Here is a 16,005-nt window from a genome sequence, read left to right on the forward strand (position 1 = left end):
ATAAACAAACTGAGAAATCAGGGAGTAGAGGGTGCGAAATGTTGAGGAGACCAAATAAGGCTGTGATGCCTGAAATCACCTCCTAGTGGGGAAGCCAGCCCCGAGTCTGGATAAGAGGTCGGAGCCTCGAACCATTCCCCATAACTGTTTATACGTCCCAACGTTTGGATTGAACCCCCAAACAAGGCAGGGAACTCAAGGTCATCAAACAAACTGTTTTGAATGGGAAGTTATGACCCCATGATAACAATGAGTAGAGAGTGCGAAATCTTTAGGAGACCAAATAAGGCTGTGATGCCTGAAATCACCTCCTAGTGGGGAAGCCAGCCCCGAGTCTGGATAAGAGGTCGGAGCCTCGAACCATTCCCCATAACTGTTTATACGTCCCAACGTTTGGATTGAACCCCCAAACAAGGCAGGGAACTCAAGGTCATCAAACAAACTGTTTTGAATGGGAAGTTATGACCCCATGATAACAATGAGTAGAGAGTGCGAAATCTTTAGGAGACCAAATAAGGCTGTGATGCCTGAAATCACCTCCTAGTGGGGAAGCCAGCCCCGAGTCTGGATAAGAGGTCGGAGCCTCGAACCATTCCCCATAACTGTTTATACGTCCCAACGTTTGGATTGAACCCCCAAACAAGGCAGGGAACTCAAGGTCATCAAACAAACTGTTTTGAATGGGAAGTTATGACCCCATGATAACAATGAGTAGAGAGTAACGGCGATAGCCACCCCCAGTTTGAGGAATCATAACCCGTCAGATTGAAGCGGGGAACGGAAGGCGTGAGGTAGAACCTACTACTAAGACGCGACCACTGCCAACCATCCATGATTAGGGAAACCGAATGTCTGGCTTGAACCATCGTAACTCTGTAGTAGCGAAATAGGTTGACACGCTACGTTCAAAAGAACAAGGGGAAAAGTAGGAGGCTTCTTTACCTACCTGCACAGACCTTTAAAGTACCCCGGTGGACAGGACAAATCTCAAGATGGAATGCCCGTATAAACGGAACGTTGTAACCCCTCTAATGGTCTGCCTATAAACAAGTGAGTAATGCTATTCACAAGGCAGTAGTGAAAAATGTAAGCGCATGGTGCGAGACGTTCGGGTATGAAATAGGGCTGAAATGCCCTAAATCACTACCCGGTGAGGATTACAGCCCCGAATTTGGATATAAGGATCGCACTCCTGACCATCCTCATAACTGTTTATATGTCCCGACGCTTAGGGAACTAAGCAAGGCAGGGAACCCAAAGTCCTAAGCGAACTGAGAAATCACAGAGCAGAGGGTAACGGCGATAGCCACCCCCAGTTTGGGGAATCATAACCCCAGGATTGAAGCGGGGAACGGAAGGCGTGTGGAGGAACCTACCTCCTACTCGACCACTGCCAACCATCTATGATTAAGGAAACTGAATGTCCGACTTGAACCATGGTAATACATTAGCAGCGAAATAGGTTGACACGCTGCGCCCAAAAGGGCAAGGGGAAAAGTAGGGGGCTCATACGACTACCTGCACATATAGCACAAGACAGAAAAGTTAGGACGTATAATGGCAAGGATATCTACAGAAGACCCAAAAGGCCAGCCCCCTACAGTTACGACCTTAGACAAAAAGTTATTAATGCAATTGAACTAGACGGTATACCCAAAACCGAAGCCAGTCAAGTTTTCCATGTCAGCAGGAACACCATCAATCTCTGGCTGCAAAGAAAAGAACACACCGGCGACTTCCTCCCTAAACCTAATCGCCCACCTGGTCATAGCCACCAAATTACCGACTGGCATAAATTCAAGGCTTTTGCCCAAGAGCATGGCGATCAAACCTCCGCTCAAATGGCTGAACTTTGGGATGACGACATCTCTCCTCGCACCATATCCAGAGCCTTGAAGAAAATTGGCTTCACCAGAAAAAAAACTTACGGCTACCAAGAACGTGATCAGCAACAGCGAGAGGAGTTTATTGCTCAGATTGAACATATGGAGCCACAAGAAGTGGTCTACCTCGATGAAGCCGGCATGAATAGTCAGGACTCGGATTACCCTTATGGTTACTGCGAGGAAGGAAAAGGCTTCGATGCTCTCAAATCCGGGAAGAGGCAGGGCAGGGTGAGCTATATGGCCGCATGGTGTCATCAACAACTCTTAGCCCCCTTTACCTTTGAGAGTTGTTGTAATCGGACAGTGTTTGAGTTGTGGTTGGAGTTCATCTTAATTCCAACATTGAAGCCAGGTCAAACTCTAGTACTGGACAATGCAACGTTTCATAAAGGGGGGCGGCAGGCTGAACTGGCGGAGGCGGCTCAATGCCGTTTACTCTATCTTCCGCCTTATTCGCCAGACCTCAACAAGATAGAGAAATGTTGGTCGTGGTTGAAAGCCCGCATTCGCCATTGCACGTGAGCAGTTTGATTCTCTCGATGATGCCATGGATTCTGTTCTCAAGGCTGCGTCCTAACCGTATTGACTAGTGCTATAGTATTGGACAATGCAACGTTTCATAAAGGGGGGCGGCAGGCTGAACTGGTGGAGGCAGCTCAATGCCGTTTACTCTATCTTCCGCCTTATTCGCCAGACCTCAACAAGATAGAGAAATGTTGGTCGTGGTTGAAAGCCCGCATTCGCCATTCATTGCACGTGAGCAGTTTGATTCTCTCCATGATGCCATGGATTCTGTTCTCAAGGCTGCGTCCTAACCGTATTGACTAGTGCTATACGTCCTAACTTTCCTGTCTTGTACTATGCGTCCTAACTTTTCTGTCTTGTGCTATAAATCCCGGTCCTATGATAACTATACTGGGAGATAATAAGCGCTACAATAGTTCACACCAGCCAGTCACTCAGCGCCAATAACTGTAGGGTGCGTCACATCCCGACAATTTTCGGAAAACACGAAAAGATTACATTTCGTGACGCACGCGCCCCTTCTGCACCACTCTATGTGTTGTTGTTCCAATGCTTGGCTGCTGTCTGTGTCGTAACCCTCGATTGTATTGGTATGAAACGAGACACTCTGGTCTGGTATCCAAATATTCCCTGAACCCAATTTGGTGGCTACTCCAGATGTGAGAACCCTCTATGCAAAATGATATGCGAAAATACTATCTATGGGCGCTCGTTACGGGCTTTGAGGATATGCCCGCTGGAACTTTGATTGCCGATCGCTATCTCAGCCAGGGCGGTCGTATTTTTGTGGACACTCAACCCGAACAACTTCCGCAAACTCCCGGAAATGATATTACCGCCGAGGAGATTTCCTGTTACCTGAAACTGTTTTCTGAGCGACTCCACATTCCCCAGGTCTATGGGTGGATACCTGCAGCCAAAAGTCCCCTAAAAAAAGATATATGGCTGTTAGAAGGATGCCCCATTGAACCTAAGTCGGGGGAACTTCGACCATTACTATCCCAAGTCTGGGAAGAAACATCAGCCATGCGTCAATTAAGCTGGTTATGGCAGATAGCTACATTGTGGTATCCCTTGAGTTGTCAGGGGGTCGCTTCCAGTCTACTTGATTTTGACCTGCTGCGGGTAGAAGGGCCTCTGGTCAGATTATTGGAATTACGCTACCAAGCTAAAGCCGCAGGACTATCTCAACTGGGGTCAGTTTGGCAATCGTTAATTCCTACAGCAGATCGCCGGATTCAGAAATTTTTGGAACAACTTACCCAACAACTGATAGCCGGGGAAATTAGAAAGTCGATGCGCTTGGCCAGTCAACTAGACCAAGCCTTAGTCATTTGTGGACGGTCTTTAGAAAGACAAGTCGATATTGTCACCGTCACAGATGCAGGTCCTACGCGATCGCATAATGAAGATGCCTGCTATCGGTCCGCGTACAACGATGGTATTGATGAAAACTCCATGGCTTTGGCTATTGTCTGCGATGGTATTGGCGGACAGGAAGGCGGCGAGGTGGCTTCTGGTTTAGCTATTGAAATTGTACGGGAACAAATGGAAAAAATTCCCCTACCAACCGCCAATTGGGACCCCCTTTCCTTGACCAATCGGTTGAAGCGAGCCATTAGTATTGCTAACGATGCCATTAGCGATCGCAATGATACCGAAGAGCGCCAGGGTCGTCAACGCATGGGAACTACTATAGTCATGGCTTTGGCTCATGTTCATGAAATATATTTAACCCATATTGGAGACTCCCGCGCCTACTGGATTACACCTGAGGGTTGCTACCAGGTTACCCTTGATGATGATGTCGCCTCCCGAGAAGTTAGACTAGGCTATACCATCTATCGTGAAGCCATACAAGCAATTTCATCGGGAGCCCTAATTCAAGCCCTCGGAATTACCCACTCTCTCAATTTACATCCTACCATCCAGAGATTTCCCGTTGACTCCGATTGTATCTTTGTCCTATGTTCCGATGGATTGAGCGATCGCGATCGGGTAGAACAATATTGGGAGAGCGAAATCTTACCAGTTTTGCAGGGTCAAACTACCCTCCCATCAGTACGAGATCGCCTCTTGAAAATTGCCAACACCCAAAACGGCCATGATAACGTTACCATCGCCCTACTGCATTTTCAAGTTTCCCCCAAGACAATTCAAGACTTACCGGAAATTTCCGTTCCTACCGCCATTAGTCTCAACGATGACACCATAGCCGATAGCTCATCAGACCTCAGCGGTTCTGACGACTCAGCTATGCAAACCGAATTAATTGTAGTTGACAAAAACAAAAGCCGTTCAATTTGGTTATTATCATTAGGCATTTTAATACTGTTGGGTATTGGCGGGGCCTTAGCTTGGACATTCCTAGGGGGTGATCAGACCACAGAACCCGACGAACCGCCTACTAGCACCCCCCTTACCACCAGACCCGCTGATCCTTCTCTCCCTACCCCAACTGTCCCCTATGGCGCAGGTGTTCCGCTTGGATCAGTCATCCAATTGAGTTCTGCTCGCACTATACAGAATAACATCCCCCCAAGTCCTATTGTATTGCACCAAGACTTTGTGGAAGGGGAATTAAAAGGGGAAGTTCCTAGCAATAGTGTCTTTCAGGTTCTCGAACGACAAACAACCCAAAATGACGGAACTTGGGTAGAGTTAAAAGTGTGTTCGGTTCCCTCATCGCATAATCTAGCTACACCAGACAATAATACCCCTTTACCGACAGAATTGGACGACTCCGACCCTCAAGGGATTAATCAACCCATAGATAACCCAGAGCCAATTACCACCCTACAAGCCGGAGACAGAGGCTGGCTCCGAGACGGTGATGTTCAAAGTCTCTGGGTGACTGATGCTATGATTGGACCAGAACAATATGGAGATTGCAAAGTTAATTAAGTCGGAATATTGGGCGATAATTAGCCAGATATGGTAGGGGTCGAACGGGAAGTCACCTTCCCGAACTCCCATTCAAAACCGTGCTTGAGACTTTCACCTCACACGACTCCTGATGTGGATACCCTTTTGTCAAAAGGAACAGAGTTATAGCACAAGACAGGAAAGTTAGGACGTATAATGGAGAGGACGAGATGACTAAGAAGACCAAAAATGCCAGCCCCCTATAGTTACGACCTCAGACAAAAAGTTATTGATGCAATTGAACTAGACGGTATGCCCAAAACCAAAGCCAGTCAATTTTTCCATCTCAGCCGGAACACTATCAATCTCTGGCTGCAAAGAAAAGAACACACCGGAGACTTCCTCCCTAAACCTAATCGCCCACCTGGTCATAACCACCAAATTACCGACTGGCACAAATTCAAGGCTTTTGCCCAAGAGCATGGCCACAAAACCTCCGCTCAGATGGCTGAACTTTGGGATGACGACATCTCTCCTCGCACCATATCCAGAGCCTTGAAGAAAATTGGCTTCACCAGAAAAAAAACTTACGGCTACCAAGAAGGTGATGAGCAACAGCGAGAGGCGTTTATTGCTCAGATTCAACATATGGAGCCGGAAGAGTTGGTTTACCTCGATGAAGCTGGCATGAATAGTCAAGACTCGGATTATCCTTATGGTTACTGCCAGGAAGGACAACGCTTCGATGCCCTCAAATCCGGGAAGAGGCAGGGCAGGGTGAGCTATATGGCCGCATGGTGTTATCAACAACTCTTAGCTCCCTTTACCTTTGAGGTGAGGGTTGTTGTAATCGGACAGTGTTTGAGTTGTGGTTGGAGTTTATCTTAATTCCAACATTGAAGCCAGGTCAGACTCTAGTATTTGACAATGCAACGTTTCATAAAGGGGGACGGCAGGCTGAACTGGTGGAGGCAGCTCAATGCCGTTTACTCTATCTTCCGCCTTATTCGCCAGACCTCAACAAGATAGAGAAATGTTGGTCGTGGTTGAAAGCCCGCATTCGCCATTGCACGTGAGCAGTTTGATTCTCTCGATGATGCCATGGATTCCGTTCTCAAGGCTGCGTCCTAACCGTATTGACTAGTGCTATATTATGGAGTCATGACTCTCCGCTCAAGCAGTTTGTTTATGACCTTGAGTTCCCCGCATTAGATAAAGTTTGGTCACAAGTCCAAACTTTGGGACACATAAACAGTTATGGGATGGTCAGGGGTGCTTTCCCTTATATTCAACCAAGGGGTTTAAGTCCCACCAGGAGGTTATTTCAGGCATCACAGCCCTATTTGGTCTCCTGAACGTCTCGCACACCACCTAAGAAAGTAGGTTGCTAACTACCTTCCTAGGTGGTTTTGTCTCCCCTCATGGGGCTATGCTAACTCTACCTCTACTATTGCTAATATCCCTCACTAGACCGCGACAGCATCGTTTCGTGGATATGTTCATCATGGTGACGGGTTTCGGCTAACAGTTCCCGCGCCTGTTCGTGCGCCATACTGTGATTAGGCTCGCTACAAGCTCCACGTGCGCGATCGCCTTCCTGGGCCGCCCGCGACAGCATCGTTTCGTGGATATGTTCATCATGGTGACGGGTTTCGGCTAACAGTTCCCGCCCTTGAGAGTCCGCAATAATTGGGCGATCGCCTTCCTCCTCCGCTCGCGAACGCATCGTTTCGTGAAGATGCTGCTTATGGTGACGATTCTGGGCCAACAATTCCCGGGCTTGTTCTTCTAAACTCATGATTTTAAATCTCCGATTTTATGATCAAAAAATTCCCCTACTAAAATTTTGGCATAATTTTCCCCAAAATGTATCTAAATTTACAGATTTTTTTCGGTAAGTATATATTTGGATGTATTATTTGCCATCAATCTGCCCCTGGCGCTGAGGTTTTCGTAAACTTTTATAAACTAGCTATTGAGAAAATATTTCATTTATGTTATCAATGAAATATGGGACTAGCCCAGGCAATTTTAAGCTAGGGCAGCAGTAATCAGCCCAATGTAGTGCCAATATATTTCATTTAGATGTAGTAATGAATTCATCAGAATTAGATCCCAAGTCCGGTGAAGTAGTAGAAGTGGCCTGGTCAAAAAGGTGGCAGGTCTATCAGCGCCTCCAAGAATTGGGAATTACCTGTTGGTGTCAGGTAGATCACCCCCTGCGGGTAAAGATTACCAACACCACCGAAGCTGTTCAGCTTGCTAGTGTCGTGAGAAGGTTAAGTGCATCGCCACGGGAACTAGCCCTATCTCTGGAAAGAGCCTGGCATCGTAGTTAGGCAATAAATCCCATTAACCAAAGCACACCAAACACACTTCTAAAATTATGTCTAAATTCAATAAGCAAGTTTCGGATTTCAGCCTTTCCGGTAGGGTTGTGCAGATTTTATTAAAAGGCAAAAACCCGCAAATATTGCAACTAATCACCACATCAGGATTGTATAGAATTAAGCTATCTAAGCGATTAAATTACGATGCAAAACACCTGTTATATGAGGGGGTAGAGGTGAGAGTATTTGGCGAAAAAATCCTCAATTTAAAAAATTTCAAGGTCAAACTAAAAGCCACCAGGATTATACTAGCCTCTGAACCATCAGTGCGCCCGGTAAAGTCTCCCAGTTCCCCAACTAAAAGTCAGCCTAAACCCGCTAAAATTCTAATTTGTCAGAAATCAGATTGTCGGAAGCGAGGAGGACAAGCCGTTTGTCAAGTGCTGGAGCAAGCCTTATGCGATCGCGGATTGCATGATCAAGTTAAAATTGAAAAAACAGGTTGTCTGAAAAAATGTAAATTAGGACCCAACTTAGTTTTCATGCCAGATAAGGCTCATTATACCCGAGTCAAACCCTCAGATATTTCTGAGGTGATTGAGAAGCATTTGGCATCAACAACTACATAGGGTCACCTAATCTTTAGACTGGGTAGGGGCGTTTCGACTTCCCCTGCTGTAGCCGCCGCCTCTAGCAATCATCCTCTATTTCGAGCGGATTGTTCGTGAACCCGCCCCTAATTACCGTTTTTGGGTCGATTGTGAATCCCCCTCTCTTGAGAGGGGGGAGAGTCAAAAGTACCCATTAATACCCAAATTGTAAGCCAAATTGGCTAGGGCGGGTTTGACACTCCCCTGCGTAAAGACGAGGGGATTCTTCATTCATAGACCCAACTTGCTTTGACAGGATTGCTCCAGCCAGAGTAGAGGTCGAATCTCCTGAAGCGTTCGGGTAATAGACCCATGTTCCGCTATACCCTAGCGTACACAAGGCTGACTTCAGGATGTTAATCGCAGCGTTCCAATCCCGATCCAAGCTGAACCCACATTGACAGGTATGGTGCGAGATGTTTAGGAGTCAAATAAGGCTGCAATGCATGAAATAACCTCCTAGTGGGACTTTTACCCCTTGGTGAAATATAAGGGATTCGTACCCTGACCATCCCATAACTGTTTATATGTCCCAACGTTTGGTATATAAATATACAAAGTGCGAGACGTTCAGGCATGAAATAGGGTTGAAATACCTGAAATAACCGCCTGGTGGGTACTTCAACCCCTTGGTTGAATATAAGGAGCGCACTCCTGACCATCCTCATAACTGTTTATATGTCCCAACATTCGGTATATAAATATACCAAATAAGGCAGGGAACCCAAGGTCAAAACGAACTAACTCATACAAATTCCTTATAGTAAGCCCAGAAATGGATAAGTAAAGCTAGGAAGTCAGGGTAACGGCGATAGCCACCCCCAATTTCAGGAATCACAACTCTGGGACTGAAGCGGGGAACGGAAGGCATGAAGCAGAACCAACTGCCAAACTTGACCACTGCCAACCATCCATGATTAGGGAAACCGAATGTCCGGCTTGAACCATCGTCAATTCTAAGTAGCGAAAAGAGGTTGATACGCTGCGCTCAAAAGAGCATGGGGAAAAGTAGGGGTTTTTTGACACCACCTACACAGACCTTTAAAGTACCCCGGTGGAGAGGACAAATCTAAAGATGGAATGCCCATACAAACGGAACGTTTTTAACCCCTTCTAGGCTCTGACAATCTGGTCGAGAGAGTCAGTAGTGAAAGTGTAAGCGTAAGCCTATTAGGGGGTGAGATGTGACCAAAAGCCAACGCCCTGCTGTAATGGTAGGGATATGCTAACAGGTCACGGTTTGATTGTAAGGAATAGAGTCTAGTAGGTGTACATATGGCGATAGTGAGTTTAAAGAAAGGATTTGGCAAGCCCAAACCAATCAAGACTACGAACAACGCATGGAAGGCAATCCCATGGACTAAGGTTCAGCGGAAAGTCTTCAAGCTCCAAAAGAGTATATTTCAAGCAGCTAAATCGGGACAGGATGCAAAGGTTAGAAGGTGGCAACGTCTATTGGTGAAATCATATTATGCCCGGCTCTTAGCAGTGCGGCTGTAGGGGTGGGTTCCACGGTCAGCCATGCTTCCCAACAGTCAGCTTAATAAACCCGCCCCCCCAAGCGGGTCAAGGCAAGAAGACAGCCGGTGTTGATGGAGTAAGAGTAATCTCTCCAAGACAAAGGTTTGAACTGGTCAAGAACATTAAGGGAAACCTCAAAGCAAAACCACTGCGACGGGTTTGGATTCCAAAACCTGGTAGGGATGAAAAAAGCTGGAATAGGAATACCCACAATTCAAGATAGAGCAAGGCAAGCCTTGGTTAAGTCGGCTCTCGAACCTGAATGGGAATCGAGATTTGAAGGCACAAGCTACGGGTTCCGTCCAGGACGGTCAGCCCATGACGCAGTTAGCAGAATTTACACTGCCATAAATCAAGGACAATATTATGTTCTCGATGCCGATATAGCAAAATGCTCTTACCGTGAACCATGATTACCTACTGTCCAAAATTCATTGTCCAAGCAGCCTAAAAAGAGACCTGAAACAATGGCTCAAAGCGGGAGTGCTAGATAAAGGTGTATTTGAGGATACAGAAGCAGGAACACCTCAAGGAGGGGTAATAAGTCCAATACTCGCCAACATCGCACTGTTGGGAATGGAAAGGCTAGTTAAAGGAATGTATCCAAATAAAGGCACAGCCACCCAGGTGAACCTTATAAGATATGCCGATGATTTTGTGGTCATCTCCAAAGACCTAGGAATCATTGAACAGTGCCAAACTGCTATTTCTGAATGGCTAAAACCTGTAGGCTTAGAAATAAAATCTGAAAAAACTCGAATCTGCCACACGCTCAAATCTACTGAGTATGATGGTAAAACAGAAAAACCAGGGTTCGACTTTCTAGGATTCAATATCAGGCAACATCCAGTAGGAAAATATAAATCTGGGAAAACAGGCGGGGCAGCAAGCCGATTAATCGGACATAAAACCCACATAAAACCCAGCCATAAAGCAGTTAAAGCCCATACAGAAGTGATTAAAGGTGTAATCAAACAACATAGAACAGCACCTCAGTCAGCCCTGATAAAACATCTAAACCCGATTATTCGGGGATGGTCAAATTACTACTCAGCGGTAGTCTCAGCAGAGACCTTCAATAAGCTAGACCTCATAATCTGGTTAATGTTACGGGCATGGACAGCATCAAGATGCAAAGGGATGAACTACGAAAAGCTGAGGAACTATTTCAGACATGGAACGGTTAAACTTAGCAATGGGAATGAAAGACAGGAATCTTGGTTATTCCAGACCAAAGAAGGACTCCAATTATGGAAACATAACTGGACCCCAATTGTCAGACACACCTTAATACGCCCCGACGCAACACCATACGATGGAAATTGGACTTACTGGGCAACCAGGAGAGGACAAGCAATCGATACGCCAAATAAGGTAGCAAAACTACTTAAAAAGCAAAAAGGCAAGTGTACCTGGTGCGGGCAATTCTTTACCCCATTAGATTTAATTGAAGTAGACCACATTGTACCTAGAAGCCAAGGCGGAAAGGATGAATACAAGAATCTTCAATTATTACATCGCCATTGTCACGATGATAAAACAGCTCTTGATGAAGAGATGATGCTGTACTCTTAACAAGGAGACGGTCAAACTAGGAGCCGTATGAGGTGAAAGTCTCATGTACGGTTCTGCTGCTGAATGGGAGGGGTAGACCGTGAGGTCTATCTCGACCCCTAATCAAGGCAGGGAACTCAAGGTCAAAACGCAAAATTGAGAATCTTAATGATTCCTTAACAATTGCGTTGAGAGTAACGGCGATGTGCGAGACGTTTAGGAGTGAAATAGGGCTGCAATGCCTTAAATAACCTCCTAGTGGGACTTCCACCCCTTGGTGGAATATAAGGGATTCGCACCCCTGACCATCCCATAACTATCTATGTGTCTCAACATCTGGCTTCGACAACCAGATAAGGCAGAGAGACTCAAGGTCAAGACTGAGCGAAAAAAAGAGGGGAGTTGTGAACCCCTTGAGTATAACGTAAGGTTGAGAGTAACGGCGATAGCCACCCCCAGTTTTGGGAATCATAACCCCAGGATTGAAGCGGGGAACGGAAGGCGTGAAGTAGAACCTACTACCAGAGGCGACCACTGCCAACCATCCATGATTAGGGAAACCGAATGTCCGGCTTGAACCATCGTAATACTCTAGTAGCGAAATAGGTTGATACGCTGCGCTCAAAAGAGCACGGGGAAAAGAAGGGGTATATTACCACCACCTTCACAGACCTTTAAAGTACCCCGGTGGATAGGACGAATCTAAAGATGGAATGCCCGCATAGATGGAACGTTTAAACCCCTCATTGGCTCTCAAGTGGCAGGATGTACTTGTGGAGTAGCGAAAAGTGTAAGCGTATGCCTTTAAGGGAAAAGGATGTGACTGAAAGCTAATGCCTAACTGTAATGGTTAGGATATGCCCACTAGTCACGGTGTGGATATAGAGACCACAACAACTAAGAGTGTTATGACGAAAACGAGTTAATGACTACGTGTGTATATAGCTCCGAAAGTTGAGGTCATAAAGCAGGGGGTTGTAGCCCTGTTCCCACTGACAAAGGGGTATTCACATCAGGAGCCGTATGAGATGAAAGTCTCAAGTACGGTTTTGAAGTGGAGTCGGGGAAGGTGACTTCCCTTTCGACCATAACAGCCACCCCCAGTTTTGGGAATCATAACCCCAGGATTGAAGCGGGGAACGGAAGGCGTGAAGTAGAACCAACTACCAGACGCGAGCACTGCCAACCATCCACGACTAAGGAAATCTGAATGTTCCGACTTGAACCATCGTAAATACAAAGTAGCGAAATAGGTTGAAACGCTGCGATCAAAAGAGTAAGGGGAAAAGTAGGGTTTTTTATTAGATACCTACACAGACCTTTAAAAGTACCCCGGTGGAGAGGACAAGTCTAAAGATGGAATGCCCATATAAACGGAACGTTATAACCCCTCTCAGGCTCTAACAATCTGGTCGAGATAGTTAGTAGTGACAAATGTAAACGGATGCCTCTGAGGGGGTAAGATGTGACCAGAAGCCAATGCCCAACTGTAACGGTAGGGATATGCAGACAGGTCACGGTTTGATTGTAAAGAATAGAGTCTAGTAGGAGTTACTATGACGAAAGCGAGTTTAAAGAAAGGCTTTGAGAAATCAAGACCAATCAAGAGGTGCGTTTGGATGGAAACATATTCCATGGGCGAAAGTTCATAGAAAAGTTTTCAAGCTCCAAAAGAGGATATTTCAAGCAGCTAAATCGGGACAGGACGCGAAGGCAAGAAGGTTGCAACGTTTACTGGTGAAGTCATATTATGCCCGACTCTTAGCAGTGAGACTGTAGGGGCGGGTTCCACGGTCAGCCATGCTTCCCAACAGTCAGCTTAATAAACCCGCCCCCCAAGCGGGTCAAGGCAAGAAGACAGCTGGGGTTGATGGAGTAAGAGTAGTCTCTCCAAGACAAAGGTTTGAACTGGTCAAGAACATTAAGGGAAACCTCAAAGCAAAACCACTGCGACGGGTTTGGATTCCAAAACCTGGAAGGGATGAAAAAAGCTGGAATAGGAATACCCACAATCCAAGACAGAGCAAGGCAAGCCTTGGTTAAGTCGGCTCTCGAACCTGAATGGGAATCGAGATTTGAAGGCACAAGCTACGGGTTCCGTCCCGGACGGTCAGCCCAAGACGCAATTGGTAGAATCTATACTGCCATAAATCAAGGACAATACTATGTTCTCGACGCTGATATAGCGAAATGCTCTTACCGTGAACCATGATTACCTACTGTCCAAAATTCATTGTCCAAGCAGCCTAAAGAGAGACCTGAAACAGTGGCTCAAAGCTGGTGTGCTAGACAACGGTGTATTTGAGGATACCGAATCAGGGACACCCCAGGGAGGGGTAATAAGTCCAATACTCGCCAACATCGCACTGTTGGGAATGGTTAGGTTCATAGAAACAATGTATCCCAAGAAAGCAAACAGAGCGCAGGCTACTGTTATAAGATACGCCGATGATTTTGTAGTGATATCACCATCACTAGAAATTATTGAACAGTGCAAAACCGCTATCTCCGTATGGTTAAAACCTGTAGGACTAGAAATAAAACCTGAAAATACTCGAATCTGCCATACGTTCAAACCTATTGAATATGATGGCAAAACAGAGGAGCCAGGGTTTAATTTTCTAGGATTCAATATCAGGCAATATCCAGCAGGAAAATATAAATCTGGGAAAACAGGGGGAATGGCAAGCCGATTAATCGGTCACAAGACCCACATCAAACCCAGCAAGAAAGCAGTTCAAGCCCACACGGAAGTGATTAAGGGTGTAATAAAACAACATAAAACAGCACCCCAGTCAGCCCTGATTAACAAACTAAACCCGATTATTCGAGGATGGTCAAATTACTATTCAGCGGTAGTCTCATCAGAGACCTTCGTTAAACTAGACCACATAGTTTGGCAAATGTTACGGGCATAGACAGGTTCAAGATGCGGAAAGGCAAGCCACGAAAAGCTAGGAAACTATTTCCAACAAGGAACGGTTAAACTTAGCAATGGGAAAGAAAGACATGAATCTTGGTTATTCAAGACCAAAGATGGATTCCAACTATGGAAACATAATTGGACTCCGATTGTTAGACACACCCTAATACGCCCTGACGCAACACCATACGACGGAAATTGGACTTACTGGGCAACCAGAAAAGGTCAAGCAATTGAAACGCCAAATAGGGTAGCAAAACTACTCAAAAAGCAAAAAGGTAGGTGTACATGGTGTGGACAGTATTTCGTACCATCAGATATAATTGAAGTAGACCACATTATACCTCGAAACCACGGTGGAAAGGATGAATATAAGAATCTTCAGTTACTACACCGCCACACCCGCGATGATAAAACGGCACTAGATGATGCCGAAGCTGTATCCTTAACAATGGAGCAGTCAAACTAGGAGCCGTGTGAAGGGAAACTTTCACGCACGGTTCTGAATGGGAGGGGATGGAGGCGACTCCATTCTCGACCCCTAATAGTTCGAGTGGATGGGGTCTTTTTAACCACTGCACCACAGTTAGAGCATTCGAGTGAGGTATAAGCCGGGTTAACGGCAACCGTCACCTTCCCAAACTTAACCCCAAAATACTCTAACCACTTCCTGAATTGATACCAAAGAGCATCATTAATCGACTTGGCGAGACAGTGGTTTCTAACCAGATTCTTAACCCTCAAGTTTTCATATGCGACCAAATCGTTAGATTGGATTACGCAACGCGCCAGTCTCTTGGCGTGTTCTATGCGCTTCGCGCAGGCTTCGCCAACACGTTGCCTACTTATCTTGAGGTGTACTCGCCCTAGTCGGTTAATTGCTTTCTTTTGGTTAGATGAGCCTTTCTTTTTACGAGAAACACGCTTTTGTCTAAATTTCAAGCGGCTCTCACCTTTCCGATAAAATCTGGGGTTAGGTTCGGTATGACCATTAGAATCGGTATAAAACTCCTTAAGTCCTACGTCCAAACCAATCGCTTTACCCGTGGGCTGACTGTCTACTTTAACGTCCGCTTTGAGGTAGGGGTCGAGAATGGAGTCGCCTCCATCCCCTCCCAGTCAAAACCGTGCTTGAGATTTTTACCTCACACGGCTCCTGGTGTGGATGCCCACATTGTCAGTGGCACAGCGATACCAACCACTGCTTTGTCCTTCTTTGTTCAGAGCTATATGCACCACGTAGTCTTTAAACTCGCTCTCGCCATTATACTCCTACCCATTGCAGAATTTATAGCACAAGACAGAAAAGTTAGGACGTATAATGGCAAGGATATCTACAGAAGACCGAAAAGGCCAGCTCCCTACAGTTACGACCTTAGACAAAAAGTTATTAATGCAATTGAACTAGACGGTATACCCAAAACCGAAGCCAGTCAAGTTTTCCATGTCAGCAGGAACACTATCAATCTCTGGCTGCAAAGAAAAGAACACACCGGCGACTTCCTCCCTAAACCTAATCGCCCACCTGGTCATAGCCACCAAATTACCGACTGGCACAAATTCAAGGCTTTTGCCCAAGAGCATGGCGACAAAACCTCCGCTCAAATGGCTGAACTTTGGGATGACGACATCTCTCCTCGCACCATATCCAGAGCCTTGAAGAAAATTGGCTTCACCAGAAAAAAAACTTACGGCTACCAAGAACGTGATCAGCAACAGCGAGAGGAGTTTATTGCTCAGATTTAACATAC

The 16,005-nt window shown here is 46.0% G+C and carries 14 protein-coding genes and 5 pseudogenes; 17 read left to right on the top strand and 2 right to left on the bottom strand.

Annotated elements, in window-relative coordinates; genetic code table 11:
- Positions 1–1,568 precede the first annotated feature (1,568 nt).
- From N39L_RS16990 to N39L_RS17005, 4 genes and pseudogenes are all read left to right on the top strand, one after another.
- Positions 1,569–2,463 (top strand): IS630 family transposase gene (locus N39L_RS16990; RefSeq protein ID WP_434221606.1). Its coding sequence is split into 2 segments (ribosomal slippage): positions 1,569–2,399 and positions 2,401–2,463, totalling 894 coding nucleotides; the frame shifts between segments, so codons are not numbered across the junction.
- Positions 2,454–2,701, top strand: a pseudogene (locus tag N39L_RS16995) (transposase); the annotation flags it as partial. The gene N39L_RS16990 and the pseudogene N39L_RS16995, both read left to right, overlap by 10 nt.
- 382 nt (positions 2,702–3,083) lie before the next feature.
- Positions 3,084–5,315: a PP2C family protein-serine/threonine phosphatase gene (locus N39L_RS17000; RefSeq protein WP_006616187.1), complete on the top strand. Its 2,232-nt coding sequence runs from the start codon at positions 3,084–3,086 to the stop codon at positions 5,313–5,315.
- A gap of 210 nt (positions 5,316–5,525) precedes the next feature.
- Positions 5,526–6,407 (top strand): annotated as a pseudogene (locus N39L_RS17005) (IS630 family transposase).
- Positions 6,408–6,729: 322 nt separating this feature from the next.
- On the opposite strand, the gene N39L_RS17010 reads toward N39L_RS17005, so the two are convergent.
- A complete protein-coding gene (locus N39L_RS17010; protein ID WP_231851933.1) occupies positions 6,730–7,002 on the bottom strand; it encodes a hypothetical protein in 273 nt (90 codons plus the stop codon).
- A gap of 367 nt (positions 7,003–7,369) precedes the next feature.
- Between N39L_RS17010 and N39L_RS17015 the strand changes: the two genes are divergently transcribed.
- The 12 genes and pseudogenes from N39L_RS17015 (at position 7,370) to N39L_RS17070 (ending at position 14,723) form a co-directional block, all read left to right on the top strand.
- Positions 7,370–7,615 (top strand): Asr1405/Asl0597 family protein, encoded by a 246-nt coding sequence (locus N39L_RS17015; protein ID WP_006616110.1) that lies wholly within the window; start codon positions 7,370–7,372, stop codon positions 7,613–7,615.
- 47 nt (positions 7,616–7,662) lie between these two features.
- The gene (locus tag N39L_RS17020) at positions 7,663–8,235 is read left to right on the top strand and encodes a (2Fe-2S) ferredoxin domain-containing protein (RefSeq protein ID WP_014275823.1); all 573 of its coding nucleotides are present in this window, start codon (positions 7,663–7,665) and stop codon (positions 8,233–8,235) included.
- Positions 8,236–9,531: 1,296 nt separating this feature from the next.
- Entirely contained in the window at positions 9,532–9,756 is a 225-nt protein-coding gene (locus N39L_RS17025) for a reverse transcriptase N-terminal domain-containing protein (protein WP_014275146.1), read from the top strand.
- Between the two features lie 21 nt (positions 9,757–9,777).
- Positions 9,778–10,000, top strand: a pseudogene (locus tag N39L_RS17030) (HNH endonuclease).
- Positions 9,960–10,190 (top strand): reverse transcriptase domain-containing protein, encoded by a 231-nt coding sequence (locus N39L_RS17035; RefSeq protein WP_035736221.1) that lies wholly within the window; start codon positions 9,960–9,962, stop codon positions 10,188–10,190. The pseudogene N39L_RS17030 and the gene N39L_RS17035 overlap by 41 nt, the downstream one beginning before the upstream one ends.
- Positions 10,180–11,352 (top strand): group II intron reverse transcriptase, encoded by a 1,173-nt coding sequence (locus tag N39L_RS17040; RefSeq protein ID WP_014275825.1) that lies wholly within the window; start codon positions 10,180–10,182, stop codon positions 11,350–11,352. Before N39L_RS17035 ends, N39L_RS17040 begins: the two co-directional genes overlap by 11 nt.
- A 301-nt stretch (positions 11,353–11,653) precedes the next feature.
- Positions 11,654–11,908, top strand: a complete 255-nt coding sequence (locus tag N39L_RS17045) for a hypothetical protein (protein WP_035735762.1) — start codon at positions 11,654–11,656, stop codon at positions 11,906–11,908.
- A 1,007-nt stretch (positions 11,909–12,915) separates the two neighbouring features.
- Complete coding sequence (locus N39L_RS17050; RefSeq protein ID WP_014275143.1) at positions 12,916–13,110, top strand: reverse transcriptase N-terminal domain-containing protein; 195 nt, start codon at positions 12,916–12,918, stop codon at positions 13,108–13,110.
- Positions 13,111–13,131: 21 nt separating this feature from the next.
- On the top strand, positions 13,132–13,374 hold the full coding sequence (locus tag N39L_RS17055) for a hypothetical protein (protein ID WP_014275826.1): 243 nt from the start codon (positions 13,132–13,134) through the stop codon (positions 13,372–13,374).
- Positions 13,313–13,543 (top strand): reverse transcriptase domain-containing protein, encoded by a 231-nt coding sequence (locus N39L_RS17060; RefSeq protein ID WP_014275007.1) that lies wholly within the window; start codon positions 13,313–13,315, stop codon positions 13,541–13,543. The genes N39L_RS17055 and N39L_RS17060 overlap by 62 nt, the downstream gene beginning before the upstream one ends.
- Positions 13,533–14,249, top strand: coding sequence for a reverse transcriptase domain-containing protein (locus N39L_RS17065; RefSeq protein ID WP_014275140.1), 717 nt, complete (start codon positions 13,533–13,535; stop codon positions 14,247–14,249). The genes N39L_RS17060 and N39L_RS17065 overlap by 11 nt, the downstream gene beginning before the upstream one ends.
- A gap of 342 nt (positions 14,250–14,591) precedes the next feature.
- The gene (locus N39L_RS17070) at positions 14,592–14,723 is read left to right on the top strand and encodes an HNH endonuclease signature motif containing protein (RefSeq protein WP_231852391.1); all 132 of its coding nucleotides are present in this window, start codon (positions 14,592–14,594) and stop codon (positions 14,721–14,723) included.
- A gap of 77 nt (positions 14,724–14,800) precedes the next feature.
- Here N39L_RS17070 and N39L_RS17075 read toward each other — a convergent pair.
- A pseudogene (locus N39L_RS17075) lies at positions 14,801–15,334 on the bottom strand (RNA-guided endonuclease InsQ/TnpB family protein); the annotation flags it as partial.
- Between the two features lie 252 nt (positions 15,335–15,586).
- Here N39L_RS17075 and N39L_RS17080 point away from each other — a divergent pair.
- Positions 15,587–15,997, top strand: a pseudogene (locus N39L_RS17080) (IS630 transposase-related protein); the annotation flags it as partial.
- Positions 15,998–16,005 lie beyond the last annotated feature (8 nt).

This window comes from Limnospira platensis NIES-39 (genome assembly GCF_026000695.1).
Classification (GTDB): Bacteria; Cyanobacteriota; Cyanobacteriia; order Cyanobacteriales; family Microcoleaceae; genus Limnospira; species Limnospira platensis.

Excerpts from the sequence above, each read along its gene's own strand:
- N39L_RS17020 (WP_014275823.1), top strand. The coding sequence starts at position 7,663 with ATGTCTAAATTCAATAAGCAAGTTTCGGATTTCAGCCTTTCCGGTAGG.
- N39L_RS17060 (WP_014275007.1), top strand. The coding sequence starts at position 13,313 with ATGAAAAAAGCTGGAATAGGAATACCCACAATCCAAGACAGAGCAAGG.
- N39L_RS17035 (WP_035736221.1), top strand. The coding sequence starts at position 9,960 with ATGAAAAAAGCTGGAATAGGAATACCCACAATTCAAGATAGAGCAAGG.
- N39L_RS17015 (WP_006616110.1), top strand. The coding sequence starts at position 7,370 with ATGAATTCATCAGAATTAGATCCCAAGTCCGGTGAAGTAGTAGAAGTG.
- N39L_RS17000 (WP_006616187.1), top strand. The coding sequence starts at position 3,084 with ATGCAAAATGATATGCGAAAATACTATCTATGGGCGCTCGTTACGGGC.
- N39L_RS17010 (WP_231851933.1), bottom strand. The coding sequence starts at position 7,002 with ATGCGTTCGCGAGCGGAGGAGGAAGGCGATCGCCCAATTATTGCGGAC.
- N39L_RS17025 (WP_014275146.1), top strand. The coding sequence starts at position 9,532 with ATGGCGATAGTGAGTTTAAAGAAAGGATTTGGCAAGCCCAAACCAATC.
- N39L_RS17045 (WP_035735762.1), top strand. The coding sequence starts at position 11,654 with ATGTGTCTCAACATCTGGCTTCGACAACCAGATAAGGCAGAGAGACTC.
- N39L_RS17055 (WP_014275826.1), top strand. The coding sequence starts at position 13,132 with ATGCTTCCCAACAGTCAGCTTAATAAACCCGCCCCCCAAGCGGGTCAA.